Origin of the sequence: Hyphomicrobium sp. (genome assembly GCF_036262015.1) — a bacterium.
In the GTDB taxonomy this organism is placed as follows: domain Bacteria; phylum Pseudomonadota; class Alphaproteobacteria; order Rhizobiales; family Hyphomicrobiaceae; genus Hyphomicrobium_C.
This window is the reverse complement of the sequence record NZ_DATAJR010000008.1, coordinates 385,390-404,083: the sequence shown is the minus strand read 5'-3', so window position 1 is coordinate 404,083 and position 18,694 is coordinate 385,390. Positions and strand designations below refer to the sequence as shown.

General features: G+C 62.1%; 18 protein-coding genes. 12 read left to right on the top strand and 6 right to left on the bottom strand.

All coding sequences use genetic code 11. The features are described from left to right. Positions 1-23: 23 nt before the first annotated feature. Both VHO05_RS10615 and VHO05_RS10610 read left to right on the top strand, forming a co-directional pair. A complete protein-coding gene (locus VHO05_RS10615; protein WP_329646552.1) occupies positions 24-347 on the top strand; it encodes a Kazal-type serine protease inhibitor domain-containing protein in 324 nt (107 codons plus the stop codon). Between the two features lie 161 nt (positions 348-508). Beyond that, a complete protein-coding gene (locus tag VHO05_RS10610) occupies positions 509-1,135 on the top strand; it encodes a 2OG-Fe(II) oxygenase (protein ID WP_329646551.1) in 627 nt (208 codons plus the stop codon). Between the two features lie 6 nt (positions 1,136-1,141). Here the strand turns inward: VHO05_RS10610 and VHO05_RS10605 are convergent, their stop codons facing one another. Both VHO05_RS10605 and VHO05_RS10600 read right to left on the bottom strand, forming a co-directional pair. Then, positions 1,142-1,822 (bottom strand): DUF4166 domain-containing protein, encoded by a 681-nt coding sequence (locus VHO05_RS10605; protein ID WP_329646550.1) that lies wholly within the window; start codon positions 1,820-1,822, stop codon positions 1,142-1,144. Between the two features lie 27 nt (positions 1,823-1,849). After that, entirely contained in the window at positions 1,850-2,437 is a 588-nt protein-coding gene (locus tag VHO05_RS10600; protein WP_329646549.1) for a GbsR/MarR family transcriptional regulator, read from the bottom strand. Between the two features lie 240 nt (positions 2,438-2,677). On the opposite strand from VHO05_RS10600, the gene VHO05_RS10595 reads away from it, so the two are divergent. The 4 genes from VHO05_RS10595 to VHO05_RS10580 are packed head-to-tail and all read left to right on the top strand — an operon-like array spanning position 2,678 to position 6,738. Continuing rightward, complete coding sequence (locus VHO05_RS10595; RefSeq protein WP_414653743.1) at positions 2,678-4,117, top strand: circularly permuted type 2 ATP-grasp protein; 1,440 nt, start codon at positions 2,678-2,680, stop codon at positions 4,115-4,117. Between the two features lie 53 nt (positions 4,118-4,170). Continuing rightward, the gene (locus tag VHO05_RS10590; protein WP_329646548.1) at positions 4,171-5,118 is read left to right on the top strand and encodes an alpha-E domain-containing protein; all 948 of its coding nucleotides are present in this window, start codon (positions 4,171-4,173) and stop codon (positions 5,116-5,118) included. 7 nt (positions 5,119-5,125) lie between these two features. Next, positions 5,126-5,950, top strand: coding sequence for a transglutaminase family protein (locus VHO05_RS10585; protein WP_329646547.1), 825 nt, complete (start codon positions 5,126-5,128; stop codon positions 5,948-5,950). Positions 5,951-6,006: 56 nt separating this feature from the next. Next, complete coding sequence (locus VHO05_RS10580) at positions 6,007-6,738, top strand: proteasome-type protease (protein ID WP_329646546.1); 732 nt, start codon at positions 6,007-6,009, stop codon at positions 6,736-6,738. Here the strand turns inward: VHO05_RS10580 and VHO05_RS10575 are convergent. Next, the gene (locus tag VHO05_RS10575; protein WP_329646545.1) at positions 6,688-7,719 is read right to left on the bottom strand and encodes a hypothetical protein; all 1,032 of its coding nucleotides are present in this window, start codon (positions 7,717-7,719) and stop codon (positions 6,688-6,690) included. The two genes, VHO05_RS10580 and VHO05_RS10575, sit on opposite strands and share 51 nt — an antisense overlap. Positions 7,720-7,900: 181 nt before the next feature. Between VHO05_RS10575 and VHO05_RS10570 the strand changes: the two genes are divergently transcribed. From VHO05_RS10570 to VHO05_RS10560, 3 genes are all read left to right on the top strand, one after another. Beyond that, on the top strand, positions 7,901-8,941 hold the full coding sequence (locus VHO05_RS10570) for a class 1 fructose-bisphosphatase (protein ID WP_329646544.1): 1,041 nt from the start codon (positions 7,901-7,903) through the stop codon (positions 8,939-8,941). Between the two features lie 61 nt (positions 8,942-9,002). Next, the gene (locus VHO05_RS10565; RefSeq protein WP_329646543.1) at positions 9,003-9,881 is read left to right on the top strand and encodes a phosphoribulokinase; all 879 of its coding nucleotides are present in this window, start codon (positions 9,003-9,005) and stop codon (positions 9,879-9,881) included. Between the two features lie 218 nt (positions 9,882-10,099). Further along, complete coding sequence (locus VHO05_RS10560; protein ID WP_329646542.1) at positions 10,100-12,193, top strand: DEAD/DEAH box helicase; 2,094 nt, start codon at positions 10,100-10,102, stop codon at positions 12,191-12,193. A 9-nt stretch (positions 12,194-12,202) separates the two neighbouring features. Here the strand turns inward: VHO05_RS10560 and VHO05_RS10555 are convergent, their stop codons facing one another. Together VHO05_RS10555 and VHO05_RS10550 are read right to left on the bottom strand one after the other, a co-directional pair. Continuing rightward, complete coding sequence (locus VHO05_RS10555) at positions 12,203-12,592, bottom strand: nuclear transport factor 2 family protein (RefSeq protein WP_329646541.1); 390 nt, start codon at positions 12,590-12,592, stop codon at positions 12,203-12,205. 255 nt (positions 12,593-12,847) lie between these two features. Beyond that, on the bottom strand, positions 12,848-13,270 hold the full coding sequence (locus VHO05_RS10550; RefSeq protein WP_329646540.1) for a CBS domain-containing protein: 423 nt from the start codon (positions 13,268-13,270) through the stop codon (positions 12,848-12,850). A 241-nt stretch (positions 13,271-13,511) separates the two neighbouring features. Here VHO05_RS10550 and rpe point away from each other — a divergent pair, with 241 nt between their 5' ends. Together rpe and VHO05_RS10540 are read left to right on the top strand one after the other, a co-directional pair. Continuing rightward, positions 13,512-14,204: a ribulose-phosphate 3-epimerase gene (gene rpe / locus VHO05_RS10545; RefSeq protein ID WP_329646539.1), complete on the top strand. Its 693-nt coding sequence runs from the start codon at positions 13,512-13,514 to the stop codon at positions 14,202-14,204. A 36-nt stretch (positions 14,205-14,240) separates the two neighbouring features. Continuing rightward, positions 14,241-15,485: a cyclopropane-fatty-acyl-phospholipid synthase family protein gene (locus tag VHO05_RS10540; RefSeq protein WP_329646538.1), complete on the top strand. Its 1,245-nt coding sequence runs from the start codon at positions 14,241-14,243 to the stop codon at positions 15,483-15,485. 13 nt (positions 15,486-15,498) lie between these two features. Here the strand turns inward: VHO05_RS10540 and VHO05_RS10535 are convergent, their stop codons facing one another. After that, entirely contained in the window at positions 15,499-16,035 is a 537-nt protein-coding gene (locus VHO05_RS10535) for a DUF2147 domain-containing protein (protein ID WP_329646537.1), read from the bottom strand. 141 nt (positions 16,036-16,176) lie between these two features. Between VHO05_RS10535 and hrpB the strand changes: the two genes are divergently transcribed. Continuing rightward, positions 16,177-18,690: an ATP-dependent helicase HrpB gene (hrpB, locus tag VHO05_RS10530; protein WP_329646536.1), complete on the top strand. Its 2,514-nt coding sequence runs from the start codon at positions 16,177-16,179 to the stop codon at positions 18,688-18,690. Positions 18,691-18,694: the final 4 nt, after the last annotated feature.

The window sequence follows — 18,694 nt, the reverse complement described above, 5'->3', positions numbered from 1 at the left end:
ACTTAAGGGAGGCTCATGTGCCGATGCGCGCGCCAAAGAAACACCTGTTCGCAGGAGCACTCTTGCTCGGCGCGCTAGGGACCATCCACCCTGTGGCTGCGCAATCCGGTGCGGGTCAGGCTTGCGGCGGCGCGTCTGGGCCTTCGTGTTCCATCGGCTTCTTCTGTGAGGCGCAGCCGAGCAAATGCCAGGACGACAATCCCGAGGGCATCTGCATCGTTCGCACCGAAGCCTGCACGAAGATTTACAAACCGGTGTGCGGCTGTGACGGAAAGACTTACGCAAACGATTGCGAGCGCATCTCAGCAGCAGCCCGCAAGGATCATGATGGCGCATGCGAAAGCTGACGGCCTCAAGGCTTCAGATTTTCCTAGCCGCCGACATTCCAAACTTCAGAACCACCGTGTTGCTGATCCAACGACATGTGGAGAATGTAAACAATCTGCCTTGTCGCGAACACGAGGCAGCGGCTTAGTTTCTCGGCTGATCAGTCTCAATGGAGCCGAGCATGCTTGGTGTTCTCGATGTTGACGCTGTGCGCAATGCAGAACTGCACAACGATCCCTACACATTCTTTTTGGGATCGAACTTCTTGAAGAAGTCGCTAGTCGATCCGCTACGAAACAGTTTTCCCTCCATCACAAAGCCCGGCTTCCTGACCGTCGACGAAGTCGAACTCAGGGGTCCATTCAAGGCGCTTATCGACGAGCTCGAAGGGCCCGAGCTCACTGCGGAACTCTCGAAGAAATTCGGGATCGACTTGAGCCCTTACCCGCGCCTCACAACCATCCGCAAGGTATCTCAGTTGAAGGATGGCGGGATTCACACGGATGGTAAGAGCAAGGTGATGACACTCTTGCTTTACATGAACGATGACTGGGACCCAGAGGGCAAAGGCCGCCTTCGCGTGCTCTACAATGGCTCCAGCTTCGAACCATTCGCCGTCGAAGTCCCGCCGACCATGGGGACTGTCTTTGCGTTTCTGAGAGCCGATCACTCGTGGCACGGCCACTTGCCGTTTGCCGGCGAGCGGCGCGTCGTGCAGGTGGCTTGGGTCAGAGATGCGCAAGAACTCGAGCGCAAGAAGAAGCGCAATCGCACGGCCCAGTTCTTCAAATCGATCTTCGGCCGATAGCGGCAGTCAGACGTCGCGAAATCGCGCAGTCTGCTGCACGAGCACGCCAAACACCCGGTGGCGCAGTTCGAGCGAAAAGACGAATGCGCCATCGCCTTCATCGCGGTGGACGACCGTCATGGTGCCTGGCTCTAGGATGCGCGGGAGACAAAGCCGCATGCTTCCCAATGAAAAAAAGTAGCGCACCGAGCTGAATACGAGCGCCCCGGCCTCTTCACGAACACGAAGCGACATCCCGAAACCGCGTCCCACATGCTCCTCGAGACCGGTAGGCCCTGCGAAGCATTTCGCAGAATGAACAACCTGAGGGAAGCGTCCCGATCGGGCGTATGTCCGCGTCCAGCTCTGCCCACCGAGCCCGCCATTTTCCATCACGGCGACAGTCGCGCCACCAGTCATGCCATCTTCAAGTGGCAAGGGCGCGCCGATGGCCCGCGCGAGGAAGGCGAGCAGCCAGCCGATCCGCGAAAGGCGCGTTTCCAGAACTTCTCCCGGATAAACAAGGACGGTACGAGGACCGAGCCGCTTGGAGAAGCGCCGCTGCACGGCCGGGGGGAGTCGAGACCATCCTTCCTCACCGACCAATGCACGGAAACGGAGATCCACCACGGGGCCGTCAACGTGACGGAGCGGCGTCTGCTCGCGGGATGACACTGAAATTGGCGTGTCGGCTGGCGATGCAGTCATCGAAATCCCTCGCGTACGAAGCGCTCCCTAGTCGTCTGCATCGGAGCGTTTGGCGCGCCGCCCTGCGCTGAATCCAGCGAGACGCGCAACCGCTCCACCCATCTTGATAAGCTTCGACAGCACCGGCGTCGGCAAATGCAAAACTTCGTCGAAGCTACGCGCGACCCCTTCCGTAAAATCGAGCATCGTCTTGAAGCGCTGTCGGACCTGGTTCGAGACCTGAGCGTCGCCCTCCGCCGCAGCGAGGCACTGGCGCAGCGCTGCGATGGCCGGATCGATCTCACGGGCCTTTCGATTGGCCGCGATGCGCCGGACCATCTCGAACACGTCCGCTTCGGCCTCGTAGAAATCGCGGCGATCGCCCAGCGCTGACACCCGCCGGATCAGCGACCAGCTCATAAGTTCCCGCAACGAAGTCGACACGTTCGAGCGCGCCAGCTTCAGCCGCTCCGCGATCTCCTCGGCCGACAGAGCGCGATCCGAGATGTAGAGCAGGGCATGAATCTGGGAGACGGAGCGATTGACACCCCACACGGCTCCCATTTCTCCCCAGGCGACGACGAACCGCTCGACGGCAGGAGGCAAGGTATCCGTTTTTACTGTTATTTCTGTCATGACAGAAATAACAGTACGAAATGTAGGCGATGTCAAGGCGACGCCAAGCGCGAGATCGTCCGTGCGGCGGTTTTTTGCGACAATGGGCGCACTGCCCAGTTCTTGATCGGGGTGCTCGCGCCACTGCACGGGCTTCAGGCATCTGACCGTCGAACAAGCATCCGCTTGCAAAAGATATATTGGAAGGACTGAGCTTTTCGCGTGCGATAAAATTGGCCCGGCTCTTGCCATGAGCTAGTCATGGAGCAGATCAAGGTCTCTGACTTGAAGCCAGCCTTTGACGAAATGAATGGCTTCGGACAAGGCGTCCGCGAGCCGTACGGCGCTATCGCCGCGTGGCTCGACTCCGTGCGTGTCGAGGAACTCCGCAAGAAGAGCGCCGAAGCCGAGCTTCTTTTTCGGCGTACCGGCATCACCTTCGCCGTCTACGGCGACGCGGAGGCGGCCGAGCGGCTGATCCCCTTCGACATGATCCCGCGCATCATCTCCGCCGCCGAGTGGCGGCGCCTCTCGGCGGGCATCGAGCAGCGCGTCAAGGCGTTGAACGCCTTCATGTACGACATCTATCACCGGCAGGAGATCATCAAGGCCGGGCGGATACCTGCAGAGCTCGTCATCCAGAACAGCGCCTTTGTGCCGGAGATGATCGGCGTCAACCCTGAGCTTGGCATTTATTCGCACATCATCGGCATCGACCTCGTGCGCACCGCCGAGAACGAGTTCTATGTGCTTGAGGACAACACGCGCACACCATCGGGTGTCTCCTACATGCTGGAGAACCGCGAGACGATGATGCACATGTTCCCGCATCTCTTCGCGGAGAACCGTGTTGCCCCGGTCGAGACCTATCCCGACAATCTGAGAAAGACGCTCGAGAGCGTAGCCCCTCAGAACCTCGATACCGATCCCGTCATCGCGGTGCTGACGCCCGGGCTCTATAACAGCGCCTACTTCGAGCACGCCTTCCTGGCCGACCAGATGGGCGTCGAGCTGGTCGAGGGAGCAGACCTCGTCGTGATGGACGGCTACCTCAACATGAAAACGACGCAGGGGCTTTGCCGCGTCGACGTTCTCTACAGGCGCATCGACGACGCGTTCCTCGATCCTCTTACATTCGATCCGAGCTCCGTCCTTGGGGTGCCAGGTCTGTTCGATGTCTACCGCGCCGGCAACGTGACGATCGTCAACGCACCGGGCACCGGCATCGCCGACGACAAGGCGATCTACAGCTACATCCCCGAGATCATCGAATTCTACATGGGGCGGCCACCCATCCTGAAGAACGTGCCGACCTACAATTGCCGCAAGTCAGACGCGCTCAAATATGTTCTCGAGAACATGGCGGAGCTCGTCGTCAAAGAGGTACACGGCTCGGGCGGCTACGGCATGCTGGTCGGCCCCACGGCCACCAAGGACGAGGTCGAAAACTTCCGCGCGCGCGTCAAAGCGCGGCCGGACAATTACATTGCCCAACCCACGCTTGCGCTTTCGACATGCCCTACGCTCGTCGATGAAGGCATCGCGCCGCGCCACCTCGATCTCAGGCCGTTTGTTCTCGTCGGAGACGAGGTGCGCCTCGTGCCGGGCGGCCTAACACGCGTTGCCCTTCGCAAGGGTTCGCTGGTCGTCAACTCCAGCCAGGGCGGTGGAACCAAGGACACCTGGGTGTTGCAGGACTGAGTGAGACACGACGAACGAAGCACAGCACCGAACAAGCGGGTCACACGAAAAACATGCTAGGGCGCACGGCAAACGATCTCTACTGGCTTTCCCGCTACGTCGAGCGCGCTGAAAACATGGCGCGTCTGATCGAGGCAGGCTATCGCATTGCCCTTCTGCCGCGTGTCGGCGACGACGGCAATCAAGAGTGGGCCTCGACCCTGGAAAGTGCCGGGTGTGCCCAGCAGTACTACGCCAAACACGGCGCGCTCAATACGCGCAACGTCGTCGATTTTCTTCTCTTCGACGCGTCGAACCCCTCGAGCATCCACGCGTGCCTGGCAACGGCGCGCCGCAACGCGCGCGCGCAGCGTACCGCCCTCACGCGTGAGATGTGGGAATCCCTCAACGGGTCATGGCTCGAATTTCAAGCCATCCGGCCCGACATCCTACGGTCCGATGCACTTCCACGCATCCTCGACTGGATCAAGGAGCGCTCGGCCGGTTACCGCGGCGCGATGCTGAACACGATCCTCCGCAACGACACCTACTTCTTCAGCCAGCTCGGGACCTTTGTCGAGCGGGCCGACAATACGGCACGCATTCTCGACGTAAAATACTACGTGCTGCTGCCATCGACGAACATGATCGGCAGCGGCGTCGACAACGCCCAATGGGAAGGCATCCTGAGATCGGTCTCGGCCCACCGGAGCTATCGCTGGGTCTACAAGGACAGCTACCGATCCTGGCGCATCGCAGACTATCTGATCCTGAACCGCGCCATGCCGCGTTCACTCCGCGCCTGCTACAGCCAGATCGACTCGAACCTCGCTTCTCTGGCAACGCTCTACGGGGAAGCAAAGCCCTGCCTCGAGACCGCCAAATCGACGCTGGCGCAGCTTGAGACGGGCAACATCGACACCATCTTCCAATCCGGTCTGCACGAGTTCCTGCTGGAGTTCATTGCGCGAAACAACCGGGTCGCACACGAGATTTCCGAGGCGTACCACTTCAACGCCTGAGGCGCGGATGCTGATTGAGATTCGCCATATCACGACCTACCGCTACGAAACGCCCGCGCGTTATTCGATCCAAAGCTTGCGCCTCACCCCTCCGTCGTTCGAGGGCCAGGAGGTCCTGTCTTGGACGATCTCCGCACCCGGGTTCGAAAAGCACATCTCCTATCGCGATGGCCTCGGGAACCTGGTTCACCTTTCGGCGATCAACACCCCGCACGATGGAATGGTCATCGAAGCCTCCGGCGTCGTCGAAATCGAGGACCGGTTCGGGATCGTCCGTGGCCTCGATGAGGTCGCACCACGCCGGGTCTTCCTCCGCGAAACTCCCAAGACGGCCCCCGACAAGGCCATTCGCGATCTGGCGCGCAGCGTGAGCAATGGCAAGATCCCGGCCGACACCCTCGATTGCATGCACGCGTTGATGCGAGCGGTGCGCGACGCCGTCGACTATGAGATCGGCGCCACCCATGAACACACGAGCGCCGCCGAGGCGTTGGCTGAAGGCAAAGGCGTCTGCCAGGACCATGCCCACATCTTCATTTCGGCGGCACGGATCATCGGCATTCCAGCCCGCTACGTTAATGGTTATTTTCTTTCAGGGACGCTGGCGCCTTCAGAAGCTCATCACGCCTGGGCGGAGGCCTGGGTAGACGGCCTCGGATGGGTCGGCTTCGATCCCGCCAACGGGACGTGCCCGACCGAGCGCTACGTGCGCCTTGCATGTGGATTTGACGCCGGATCAGCCTCGCCCATTAGGGGAACCCAGAGAGGCGGCGAGAATGAAGCCCTTGACGTCAAGGTCGAAGTTGAGCAGCAAGGCGGTCAGCAGCAATAGTGCGTCCGTACGATTGGGAACGCTACGGCTGACATAGAACCAAAAGGATGCTCGCGATGACCTACTGCGTCGCGCTGAGACTGGATCGCGGTCTCGTCTTCGCAGCCGATACGCGTACCAACGCCGGCGTCGACAACATAGCTCAGTATCGGAAGCTCCATTTCTGGCGCCAACCCGGCGATCGCGTCGTCGTGCTCCTCTCGGCCGGCAATCTCGCGATCACGCAATCCGTCGTCAGCTATCTCAACGAGCAGCTCGCGACACCCGACGCTTCGACCCCCACCCTCTTTACCGTGCCGTCCATGTACCGCGCGGCGCGGCTGGTTGGAGAAACCGTGCGCGAAGTCCGCCGCCAAGACGGCGCCGCACTCGAAATGACCAAGGCCGGGTTCTCGGCCTCCTTCATTCTGGGCGGCCAGATCGGAACCGAGCGTCCGCGGCTGTTTCAGATCTATTCCGAAGGCAACTTCATCGAAGCGACCGACGACACGCCTTTTCTCCAGATCGGAGAACACAAGTACGGCAAGCCCATCCTCGACCGCGTTGCACGCCCGGAGATGCGGCTTGGCGAAGCGGCGAAATTGATTCTGCTGTCGTTCGATTCAACGCTGCGCTCCAATCTCTCCGTCGGCATGCCGCTCGATATCCTGATCTACGAGCGCGATACCCTCGACGTGCGCCGCGAGAAGCGCATCGAACAGGACGATGAATATTTCAGAAAGCTGTCGATGGCGTGGTCAGATGCGCTGCGCACGGCCTTCGCGAGCATTGACGAGTTCAAGATCTAGCTCCCCCCACGGGGCACAGAGCGGTCGCAGGCGCAAATAGCTTTTGCGTGCGGCAACGAAGCTGCGCCGATGGACCAGTGCCGCATCGAGTGACGCGAACATGCGGCCGACAATCAGCGACGCCGCAAAGACCCCGCCGGCGCTGAGACACCCGTCGATCGCCAGCAAAGTGGCGAGCCCCATCCCGGCCGTTTGCAGCATCAGCCGTGCGCCCCGCGTCACGGACCGGCAAGCGTGTGCGCGCTCGGCAGCGTGCAGGATCAGCCGATAGTGAAACTGAGAGAGCCTGAACCAACCGCGGCACGGATCATTGCAGGCTTCAAAGCTACGGAGCGGACCAGCGGCAAGCGCGAGGCGCTTGCGCTGCGTTCGCGCAATTCCTCGCGAGGCCCGCGGCGTCCACGCCTCCCCACCGACTGTCAACGAAAGCAGAAGAAGAGCCCCCACCATCGCGAAACAGCCGAGCGCCGGGTGGACCAGAGCAGCCGCCAAAAACCAAAACGGCAGCCAGAGGACGTCGAAGAGCGCCGACGGACCGGCATGGGCCAGAAAACGCGTGATGCATTCCAAGTCGGCGAGCCGCTCGAGGGACTCGCGCCCACTTGAACACGGCCTTGCCAACACCCGGCGCTCGAGCTCGCGAACAAATTCGAGTCCCGTTCGGGAAAGAACGCGAGCTCGCCCATAATCCAGGAGCGCTATGAGGAGGTAGAGCGCACCGGTCAGAGCGAAGACGGCACCGAACACCGCCAGCCCCTGAGACCGGATCGAAACGTCATTGATGAGCAGCAACGTGAAAGAGGCGAGAAGCTGCAGCCCCGCAATTGTGCCTGACACCGCAACAACACCGGCAAGAAACAGCCAACTGCGATGCGATGTCGCCGTCTTGTATGAGCTATTGCCGCCGAACGCTCCGCAGTCCACCACGCGAGCGAATTGTTGCCCCCACCCCTTCATCGGGTTCACACCAATAAATTGCATACTTCATTTTACACACGTCAAAGGATATACGGGTTATTTGCTAAGAAATGTTCATCAGAATGGATGAACTGGCGGTCCGTAAAGAAACGGCCTTGCACGAACAACAGGCACGCCCTCGAATACGCGGAGGCCTGTGCGGGCAAAAAGAAACAGAAACCGGGCTTGGGAGGAAAACTAAGGAATGGCAGACCCAATGGATCTCGGGTCTTTTCTGGATCAGTGGGCTCAGGGCAATCCCGGCCGCGCTGACATCGCCGTAGCGGTCATTCGCCTCTCCGAAGCCTGCTGCCGGATCGGCAGTCTCGTAAGCCTGGGTCCCTTGGCGGGCGGACTAGGGTCGGAGACCGGCCAGCAAAGCGGAGCCGATCCTCAAAAGGAGGTCGACGTCCGCGCCAACGATCTCATTGTGGCCGCCCTCAAGGACGCCCCGGTCGCAACGCTCGGGTCGGAAGAGCTCGAGTGGGCGCTGCCCATCAACCCAGGCGCGCCTCTTGCTGTCGCGGTGGACCCAATCGACGGTTCATCCAACATCGACGCCAATGTTTCGATCGGGACGATCTTCACCGTGCTTCCGGCTCGCGCCAACGGCGTCGACACGTCGAGCTTTCTGCAATCGGGAGACATGCAGCTCGCGGCCGGCTTTGCCGTGTATGGACCATTTACATCACTCGTTCTGACAGTCGGCAACGGCACGCACATTTTCACGCTTCAGCGCTCGACGGGCCAATTCGTTCTGACCACGCCGAATGTCGAGATTCCTGCCTCCACGCGCGAGTACGCCATAAACGGTTCGAACTACCGCCACTGGGATGAAACGATCCGGACGTATGTCGATGACTGCCTGCGCGGCCAGGACGGCCCGCGAGGCAAGAATTTCAATATGCGTTGGACCGCTTCGCCGGTGTCAGACATCTACCGAATTCTGACCCGCGGCGGCATCTTCCTGTATCCGGGAGATCTGCGCGAAAATTACAATCTCGGCCGCCTTCGGCTCGTCTATGAGGCCAACCCCCTGGCCTGGATCATCGAACAGGCGGGAGGCGCGGCTTCGACAGGCTTCGACCGCATCCTCGATATCAAGCCAAACACTCTTCACCAACGCACGCCTATCATCTGCGGTTCGAAGACCGAAGTAGAGTATCTTGTGCGCCTTCACCACGACCCGCACGGCCTCGGAGAGCGTTCGCCGCTGTTCGGCCGGCGGGGCCTATTCCGAATTTAACGCCTCAAACCTCGCCAAATCTGACCCGGTCCCTCCCCCCCCGCAGCACCACGAAGAATAGATGTCCGCCAAGCACCCCATCATTTCCGTAACGGGATCTTCCGGCGCCGGCACCACGAGTGTCCGGCGCACCTTCGAGCAGATCTTCCGGCGCGAAAAAATCTCGGCCGTGTTCATCGAGGGAGATGCGTTTCATCGCTACGATCGCGAGGAGATGAAAGCCGCGTCGGAAGCCGCCGCCGCCAAAGGTGACTTCACGCTGAGCCATTTCGGCGAGGAAGCAAACCTCCTTCCCGAACTCGAACTGCTCTTCAAAACCTACGGCGAGATCGGCACCGGCCGTGCGCGCCACTACGTACACGAGCAAGCCGAATCCGAAATCTACGGCTCACCGCCAGGCACCTTCACGCCATGGGAGGAAATCCCCTACGGCACCGACCTCATGATCTATGAAGGCCTGCACGGAGCAGCCATCACTGGCAAGGTCAACATCGCGCGTTATGCGGACCTGCGTATCGGCGTCGTGCCCGTGATCAATCTCGAATGGATACAGAAAATCCATCGCGACAAGGAGGAACGTGGCTATTCGCCCGAGGCGATTACTGACGTCATTCTCCACCGCATGCCGGACTATGTGAAATACATCTGCCCGCAGTTCACCGAGACGGATATTAACTTTCAACGCATCCCAACCGTCGACACGTCGAACCCGTTCATCGCGCGCTGGATCCCGACCCCCGACGAATCCATGGTGGTTATCCGCTTCAAGAACCCGCGCGGCATCGACTTCTCGTATCTACTGTCCATGATCAAGAACAGCTTCATGTCGCGGGCAAATTCGATCGTTATTCCCGGCGGCAGCCTTGATCTCGCCATGCAGCTCATCCTCACGCCGATGATCCTGCAGCTTATTGAGCGCAAGCGGCGGACATTCTTCTAAAACAGCTCGTTTGGCGGGGCCGGGAACGCCCGCCCTGCCGGGTCCCGATGGCGCCCTTGGGCGTGGCGCCTTTTTAACCCGGTCCAAAATGTCCCCTGGCCGTGGGATCGAAAACCGGCTACTGAGCCTTAAATCCGTTAGATCTTCGGCGATTTGCGACCGAGCCTCCGCTGTTGGAGCCCGTCGCGCCGTCCCATGCAAACAACCTCCGTTGGGTCATGACCTTTCCCTCGTCCCATCCCGCGCTCGCGCGGACCCTTGCCGCGCGCGGCTACGAAAATCCGACCCCTGTGCAGCTCGCCGTGCTGCAAGCGGACGCCGTCGGCCGCGACCTTCTCGTCTCCGCTCAGACCGGATCGGGCAAGACCGTCGCATTCGGTCTTGCCATGGCTTCCACACTCCTGGGCGCGGAAGAGCGTCTGCCGAACGCCGCCCAGCCGTTGGCCCTGATCATTGCGCCGACACGCGAGTTGGCGCTGCAGGTCCAGCGCGAGCTGATCTGGCTCTATTCCGAGACTGGGGCCCGGCTCGTCACCTGCGTTGGCGGCATGGATCCGCGCGCCGAAGCCAGACAACTCGGATACGGCGCTCACATCATCGTCGGAACGCCGGGACGCCTGCGCGATCACCTCGAACGGGGCAGACTCGATTTTTCGAATTTGAAGGCCGTCGTACTCGACGAAGCAGACGAAATGCTCGATCTCGGCTTCCGTGAAGACCTGGAATTCATCCTCGACGCCACACCCGAGAGCCGACAGACGCTGCTCTTCTCGGCGACGATGCCGCGCGAGATCGAGGCACTCGCCCGCCGCTACCAGCGCGACGCGGTCCGCGTCGAGACGCTTCGTCGAAACGAACAACATGCGGATATCGAATACCGCGCCATGCGGGTGGCTCCGAGCGACATCGAGCACGCCGTAGTCAACATCCTGCGCTTCGAGGAAGCGCGCGCCGCGATCGTGTTCTGCTCAACGCGCGAAGCGGTCAAACGCCTGCATGCGCGCCTCGCCGAACGCGGCTTCTCAGCCGTCTCGCTATCCGGCGAGCTCACGCAGAATGAACGATCCCATGCGCTCCAGGCACTTCGCGACGGACGCGCCCGTGTCCTCGTCGCGACCGACGTCGCCGCTCGAGGGCTCGACCTGCCCGACCTTGCGCTCGTCATCCACGCCGACCTGCCCCACGACGCCGAGACGCTTCTGCATCGCTCTGGACGTACGGGCCGCGCAGGTAAGAAAGGGCTCTGCGCGATCATCGTGCCGTTCAACCGGCGCCGCAAAGCCGAAAGCCTTCTGACCGGAGCCAAGCTCAAAGTCACGTGGGGCACCGCGCCCGCCGCTGAACAGATTCGCGCCCGCGACCAGGAGCGGTTCCTGGCAGACGCCATGTTCACCGACGCCGCAAGCGATGAAGACCTTGCACTCGCGCAGACACTCCAAGGCGCGAAAACGGCCGATGAAATCGCGCTCGCCCTCGTGCGCATCCATCGCGCGAGTTTGCCCGCTCCGGAGGATCTTGCAGAAGACAAAGGCCCACCGCCACGCCGCGACGACCGGCCCTCCCGCCACAGCGGGGACCGCTTTGAGCGCCGCTCCGAACGCCCGCGCTTCGAACGAAATGGTTCGAATGATGCCGACGTTGCGGCACCGCGCGAACGCCGCGAACGCCCGCTACGCGATCACGGGCGCGAGATGGTGTGGTTCCGCGTCAACATCGGCCGCGAACGCAACGCCGATCCCCGTTGGCTGCTGCCGCTGCTCTGCAAAGCAGGCAATGTCACCAAGTCAGAGATCGGCGCCATAAAGATCTTTGACCGTGACACGCGCTTTCAGATCGCCGCCGAGGTCGCCGACAAGTTTGCGGATCATGCACGCAGCATGAAGCCGAACGAAGGGCGCATTTCACGCGTGCGCGACCATGCCCCCGAAGACTTCTCGGTTGTGTCAAAGTCGATCGATACCTTAGCCCCTTCGCGCGAAGAACGCGCACCAAACGACCGGCCGGCGCATCGCGCTCCAAAGGCTGACGCACCGAGACATGACCGGTCGCGGCATGATGGCCCGAGGCACGAGCGGCCGAAAAAAACCTGGCGCGATCAGTCCGATTCAGGCGCCGGAAATCGCCCACATCGCAAAAGCGAGGGCAAAGACAGCACCGGCGGTCATTTTTCGCACAAGCGCGAAGGAAGCCGCACTCACGGTGCCGGCGGGAAACCACACAAGGCTGGACACGGCGCTCCAGGTGCATCGCGGCCGACGTCGAAATATGCCCACAAGAAGAAGCACCGCGGCAACCAGCCGGAAAAGACCTGAGCGGCACACCTATTTTCCGCCGAAAAGCCGCATGAATGTCTCGACCATCGCACGGTCGTGATACTCTTCGCAGCGCGTGATTTTGCCGTGGCTCACTTGCATAACGAGGCGGAAGTTGCCCGTTAGCATCGCGCCACTCGCACGATGCCGATACATATGCTCGACGCTCAGGCGGACGGCATTGCCATCGCTCGAAATGTTGTGTGGCCTGAAGACGAGATAGTCGAATTGATCCCGCATTTGCCGGAAAGCGGTCTCGATATTGGCCCGGCCCACAGTCTCACCCCCAAAGGGCAATAGGTCTTCCGAGATGTGCAACGCATAGACCGCATCTTCGGCCAGATATCGAACGGTCCGATCAACGTCGCCAGCAGCCCACGCCTTCAGCGCTTGCCTCACTGTATCTTCCGAACTCGGAAAAGCCACAGCGCCCCCGTGCACACCTCGTCTGCCTCCGCATACAGTTTCAGACGACGCGCGCCGGAACAATGCGGATTTTCGAATAAAGCGACCATCCCACCAACAAATACGCTCCTCGGCGGCGATCTCCGCACGAGGAGCGCAAACGTAAATCCAACGGCCAAGGCGACTGAACATGAACCAACTCAGTAGCCACGGCAGTTTTCAGTATTAGCTGGTGCCTTCAGCGATCCCCTAGTGATGATGTGCCGACAGACTCTTGACGCACTCCGCGAGCTGATCGCGCTGTGCTGAACGGCCGAGATCTCCGAGACTGAGGATCCCGACCATGCGCTTGCTCTTGTTGATTACGGGCAGTCTGCGAATTTTGAGCTTCTCCATATGCTGAATGGCCTTGTCCAGATCATCGTCTTCCCGGCAGCAATGGATACCGGGTGTCATCACGTCACGCGCCGTAGCGCGCCGTGCATCCAGGGCCTCGTTGGCGAGGCCGCTGCAAACGATGTCGCGATCAGTCACCATTCCGATCAACTTGTCGTTTTCGCCGATCGGAATGGAACCGATATCGTTTTTTCGCATGAGTTTCGCGAGTTCGGAAAGTGGCGTGTCCGGACCAACCCAGTCGACGCCTTTGTGCATCGCATCTTTGACTTTCATGGCCGACCTCCAGTGGCGGAGTTGTGTGCAGCCCATGAAACCGCCGCGGCCGATTTCAGCGGCTGCAATTCTTAATATATGACGGGCGCGGTCATTTTCTAACCATGTACCGGCTAGGGGTTCACATTCCGCCGCCCGCCGACCCCATCTCTTTGGGATCTCGCCCCCTTGAGACTTGTCGAGCGGCGAGGCGGCGTGTAGGGCAGGAGGCTCAAAACCTCGAACGGGAGGCGGACACCCCATGGCCCGGCCGCTCACTATCGCGCCCTCGATCCTGTCGGCGGACTTTTCCAAGCTCGGCGCAGAGGTTGCGGCTGTTGACGCCGCTGGCGCCGACTGGATCCACCTCGACGTGATGGATGGCCATTTCGTCCCCAACATCACGTTCGGTCCGCCTGTGATCAGCGCCATACGCGGCAGCTCGAAGAAGACCTTCGACTGCCACCTCATGATCGCGCCCGCCGATCCCTACCTCGAAGCCTTCGCAAAGGCCGGCGCCGAGATCATCACCGTGCACGCCGAAGCCGGACCACATCTTGACCGCTCGCTGCAGGCGATCCGCGCACTTGGCTGCCGCGCCGGCGTCTCGCTCAACCCTGGCACGCACGAGAGCACCATCGAATACGTTCTCGACCGCCTCGATCTCATTCTGCTCATGACCGTAAACCCGGGCTTCGGCGGCCAAGCCTTCATTCCGGCGCAGCTCGACAAGATCCGCCGCGTGCGTGAGATGATCGGCGACCGCCCGATCGATCTCGAGGTGGACGGCGGCGTGACGCCCGAAACCGCAGGCCAAGTGGTGGCGGCTGGCGCCAACGTGCTCGTCGCCGGATCTGCCGTCTTCAAGGGCGGAACGAAGGAAAGCTACGCGTCGAACATCGCTGCCATTCGCGCCGCCGCCGAAAGGGTGCGCGGAACGAAATCGGCCGCCTGATTGCATTCCAACATCTTGCGTTTTGAGCGAGGTCACATGTTTCCGCTGTCGCACATGCTGAAGTCGTTTGTCCGCGTCGGCACGCTGAAAGTCGTCGACGCCGAAGGTAAGACGCATGTCTTTGGTGGCCGCGCGGCCGGCCCGGATGTCACCATGCGCCTCACCGATCCCACGCTCTACCGCTCGCTATTCTTCAATCCCGAGCTGGCCGCGGGCGAGGCCTACATGGACGGCCGCATGAGCTTCGAGAACTCGACGCTCCGCGACTTCCTCACGCTCTTTTCAATGAACCGGCTTTCGCTCGGATCCTACCCCCTGCAAAAGGTGCTGCGCAGCGCCTCACGCGGCCTGAAGCGCTTCCAGCAGGCTAACCCCATCGGCAAAGCCCAGCGCAACGTCGCCCACCACTACGACATCGGCAACGATTTCTACCGCCTCTTCCTCGACCGAGGGATGCAGTACTCTTGCGCCTACTTCACGAGCGACGACAACACGCTCGAAGAAGCGCAGCAGAACAAGCTGCGCCTCATCGCATCGAAGCTCGACCTCAAGCCCGGCCAGAAGGTGCTCGACATCGGCTGCGGCTGGGGCGACATGCTCCTCTATCTGGCACGCCTGGCCGATATTCAGGCCGTCGGCGTTACACTGTCGAAAGAGCAGTGCAAACTCGCCAACGAGAAGGCCAAGCAGCTCGGCGTCGCCGACCGCGTGCGTTTTGAGCTGCGCGACTACCGTGACCTCACCGAGCGCTTCGACCGCATCGTCTCCGTCGGCATGTTCGAGCACGTCGGCGTGCACCATTATGGCGAATTCTTCGCCAAGGTGAACGAGCTGATGACCGAGACCGGTGTCATGCTGTTGCACTCCATCGGCCACATGAGCCCACCCGGCACCGCGAGCCCGTGGCTCCGCAAGTACATCTTCCCCGGTGCCTACTCGCCTGCGCTCTCGGAGGTTTTCACCGCGGTCGAGCAGAACAGCCTGTGGGTCACAGACTGTGAGTTCCTACGTCTCCACTATGCAAAGACGCTCGCACATTGGGAGCAGCGCTTCCAAGCTAGCCGCGCCAAGGTCGCGGAAATGTACGACGAGCGCTTCTGCCGGATGTGGGAATTCTATCTCATCAGCGCGGAGATGATGTTCCGCACGGGCAGCCAGCTCGTCTTCCACATGCAGCTGGCCAAGAAGCGCGACGCGGTGCCGATCGTCCGCGACTACATCACCGACACCCAGCGCGCCTACATCGCGCTGGAGCGCGAGCGAGGCATCCTGCCTCCGTGAGAGCCTAAGGGAACTATTCGGTCTTGGGACGCGGCGGCGCCGGCGGCACGCCGTCTTTCTCGCAGTGGTAGGCCGGCTTCGCAACCTTGCTCCAAACTTCGCTCGATCCGAACAGGGGCATGAACACGTAGCCGCGCACCTCGATCTGCGTCGGGCTTAAAATGGTGGCGTAGCCTTTGAAGCCCATGCCGAGATCGGGCACATAAACGTCGCCGCCGCCCCAGGTGCCGTCTTCCTGCTTCGTGAAGCCGGTGATGACACGCAATCCGCACACCTGGCGGTTCTGAAGCGCTGTATCGGGATTTCTGTAGTCCTTGAGGGGCAACCGGTCCGGGCCGTACGGCAGCCGCAGCCACACCACCTTTGCGCACATTTCCTTGCCGCAGGGCTCCACCTGAAGCACCACTTCGCCGTGTGAGTCCATCCAGAAGCCGTCGAGCTCTGTCGCGCTCGCGAGCGTCACCGACGACGCAACTGCTAAGCCTAGCAACAGAAACTGCGCCAACACCCCCAAGGAGCGATGCACCAAAGCCGATGCGATGTGCGTCATAAAATCGTGTCCCCGCGCCGCTAACGGGACGCTCGCCCCCGAGCACCCGTCTGACCCGTATCGGCCACCAAGGTGGTGTTGTAAAGGCCGCGCATCGAGAGCTCTTCGTCATGGCTGGGGAAGCGTGCTAAGCCCGCCACGATGACGGACTCCCCCTCCCGCTCCTTACGGCAATTTTCTCCTGCTCTGCCAATCGACGACGCGCTCGAGCCCTTGCGCGCGGCATTGGCGGACAAGCCGTCGGCTGTGCTGATTGCTCCGCCTGGCGCCGGCAAGACCACACGGGTCCCCTTGGCGATTCTCGACGAGAATTGGCTTGAAGGCCGGAAGATCCTGCTCCTGGAGCCACGTCGCCTCGCAGCCCGCGGCGCCGCCCGGCGCATGGCGCAAACGCTAGGCGAAGAGGTCGGCGAAACAGTGGGCCTCCGCGCGCGCCTGGAAACCCGCGTTTCCCGCAAGACGCGCATCGAGGTCCTGACGGAAGGCGTTTTCACGCGCATGATCCTCGACGACCCGACGCTGGAAGGGATCGGCGCTGTTTTGTTCGACGAGTATCACGAGCGCTCACTCGACGCCGATCTCGGCCTTGCCCTTGCCCTCGACACCCAGCGCAGTCTTCGCAGCGATCTCCGCATCCTTGTGATGTCCGCAACACTCGCCGGAGACAAAGTCGCCGAGCTTCTCGACGGCGCGCCTGTCGTCACGAGCGAAGGCCGGAGCTTCCCGGTCGAGACCCGTTACCTCGGGAAAAATCCGACGGCGCGTCTCGAAGACCGCATGGCAGACGCGATCGATCGCGCGCTGCGAGCCGAGACCGGCTCCATCCTTGCGTTTCTTCCCGGCCAGGGCGAGATCCGGCGCACGGAAGAGCGCCTGCGCGAACGCCTGGATCCCAAGGCCGCCATCATCGCGCCGCTCTACGGCGCGCTCGACCGACGCGAGCAGGACCAGGCCATCGAACCCGCCCCCCCGGGGCAACGGAAGGTGGTTCTCGCCACATCGATCGCCGAAACTTCGCTCACCATCGAAGGGGTCCGCGTCGTTGTCGACTGCGGAATTTCGCGTGTCCCACGCTTCGATCCCGACGTCGGGGTGACGCGCTTGGCCACCGTCCGCGTTTCACGCGCTTCGGCGGATCAGCGCCGGGGTCGTGCCGGACGCGTCGAGCCCGGCGTCTGCTACCGTTTGTGGGACGAAGCCGAAACGGCAAGTTTGCCCGCGTTTGGTGAGCCCGAAATCCGCTCGGCCGATCTCGCCCCCCTGCTGCTCGACTGCGCGGAGTGGGGCGTCACCGACCCGCGCACGCTTCTGTGGCTTGATTCGCCGACACCCGCCGCGCTCGACGCAGCACGCGAGGAATTGCAGGCGCTCGGCGCGCTCGATGATGCAGGCCGCTTGACGGACGTCGGCCGCCGCCTGCGCGCACTTCCCCTGCCGCCGCGTCTGGCCGCCATGCTGCTCGAAGCCGCCAAGCGCGGCGCGGAAGCGGATGCTGCCGATATTGCGGCCGTTCTCGTCGAACGCGGCCTCGGCGGCAACGACGCTTCGCTCGACCACCGCCTCGAAGCCTTCCGCCGCGACCGCTCCCGGCGCGCCACTGAGATGCGCCGGCTGGCCGAAGGTTGGGCGAAAACAGCAGCGTCCGCCGTCAAATCCGAGCGGAAGGCGCACTCCGGTCAAGCAGGGCCCTCGACGGCCGAGCTGCTGGCCCTCGCCTATCCCGAACGCATCGCCAAGGCCCGGGGGTCGCGCGGCCAGTACTTGCTGGCGAACGGACGCGGCGCGAGCCTGGATGCCACCGACAGCCTAGCGCGCGCGCCGTTCCTGGTTGTGGCCGAGATGCAAGGCACGGCCGCCGCCACGCGCATCGTTCTCGCGGCGGCAACCAGCGAAGCCGACATCCTGGCGTTCGCGGGGCATCGCATCGCCACACGGGACGAGATGACGTTCGACCGGGAGGCCACGGCGGTCCGCGCACGCCGCGTCCGCCGCCTCGACGCCATCGAACTTGCGAGCGAACCCAGAGCCGCAGAGGCCGGCCCCCAAGTCGAGATCGCCTTGGCCGCAGGCCTTGCAAACCTGGGCGTGGCGCGCTTGCCATGGACAAAAGCGCAGCTTCAGCTTCGCGACCGCGTCGCCTTCCTGAGGGCCGCCGGTGAGAGCGAATGGCCAGATCTCTCGGACGGCGCGCTCACGGCAGCTTTGTCAGAATGGCTAGGCCCTTTCCTCGCCGGCAAAACGAGACTCCAGGACATAGCGGCGGATGATCTCGGCCAAGCCCTCGACACCCTGATCCCGTGGTCGCTCAAGCGCCGCCTTGAGGAGGAAGCCCCAACCCATTTCGAGGCCCCCACAGGCAATCGCCATGCCATCGACTATGAAGGCGCGGGCGCACCCGCACTTCACATCCGGGTCCAGGAACTGTTTGGACTGACGGCGCACCCGGCAATTGCCGGCGGTAAACTGCCGCTCACCCTCCACCTGCTTTCACCGGCCCATCGTCCGATTCAGATCACGCGTGATCTGCCGGGCTTCTGGACAGGGTCGTGGGCGGCGGTCAAAGCGGACATGAAAGGACGTTATCCGCGCCATCCCTGGCCAGACGACCCCGCGAGCGCCGCACCGACCGCGCGCGCGAAACCCCGTGGAACCTGACGCA

Coding starts and splice junctions, on each gene's coding strand:
- rpe (WP_329646539.1), top strand. CDS start 13,512: ATGGCCCGGCCGCTCACTATCGCGCCCTCGATCCTGTCGGCGGACTTT.
- VHO05_RS10570 (WP_329646544.1), top strand. CDS start 7,901: ATGGCAGACCCAATGGATCTCGGGTCTTTTCTGGATCAGTGGGCTCAG.
- VHO05_RS10535 (WP_329646537.1), bottom strand. CDS start 16,035: ATGACGCACATCGCATCGGCTTTGGTGCATCGCTCCTTGGGGGTGTTG.
- VHO05_RS10610 (WP_329646551.1), top strand. CDS start 509: ATGCTTGGTGTTCTCGATGTTGACGCTGTGCGCAATGCAGAACTGCAC.
- VHO05_RS10605 (WP_329646550.1), bottom strand. CDS start 1,822: ATGACTGCATCGCCAGCCGACACGCCAATTTCAGTGTCATCCCGCGAG.
- VHO05_RS10540 (WP_329646538.1), top strand. CDS start 14,241: ATGTTTCCGCTGTCGCACATGCTGAAGTCGTTTGTCCGCGTCGGCACG.
- VHO05_RS10550 (WP_329646540.1), bottom strand. CDS start 13,270: ATGAAAGTCAAAGATGCGATGCACAAAGGCGTCGACTGGGTTGGTCCG.
- VHO05_RS10575 (WP_329646545.1), bottom strand. CDS start 7,719: ATGCAATTTATTGGTGTGAACCCGATGAAGGGGTGGGGGCAACAATTC.
- VHO05_RS10615 (WP_329646552.1), top strand. CDS start 24: ATGCGCGCGCCAAAGAAACACCTGTTCGCAGGAGCACTCTTGCTCGGC.
- hrpB (WP_329646536.1), top strand. CDS start 16,177: ATGACGGACTCCCCCTCCCGCTCCTTACGGCAATTTTCTCCTGCTCTG.
- VHO05_RS10565 (WP_329646543.1), top strand. CDS start 9,003: ATGTCCGCCAAGCACCCCATCATTTCCGTAACGGGATCTTCCGGCGCC.
- VHO05_RS10600 (WP_329646549.1), bottom strand. CDS start 2,437: ATGACAGAAATAACAGTAAAAACGGATACCTTGCCTCCTGCCGTCGAG.
- VHO05_RS10595 (WP_414653743.1), top strand. CDS start 2,678: ATGGAGCAGATCAAGGTCTCTGACTTGAAGCCAGCCTTTGACGAAATG.
- VHO05_RS10560 (WP_329646542.1), top strand. CDS start 10,100: ATGACCTTTCCCTCGTCCCATCCCGCGCTCGCGCGGACCCTTGCCGCG.
- VHO05_RS10585 (WP_329646547.1), top strand. CDS start 5,126: ATGCTGATTGAGATTCGCCATATCACGACCTACCGCTACGAAACGCCC.
- VHO05_RS10590 (WP_329646548.1), top strand. CDS start 4,171: ATGCTAGGGCGCACGGCAAACGATCTCTACTGGCTTTCCCGCTACGTC.
- VHO05_RS10580 (WP_329646546.1), top strand. CDS start 6,007: ATGACCTACTGCGTCGCGCTGAGACTGGATCGCGGTCTCGTCTTCGCA.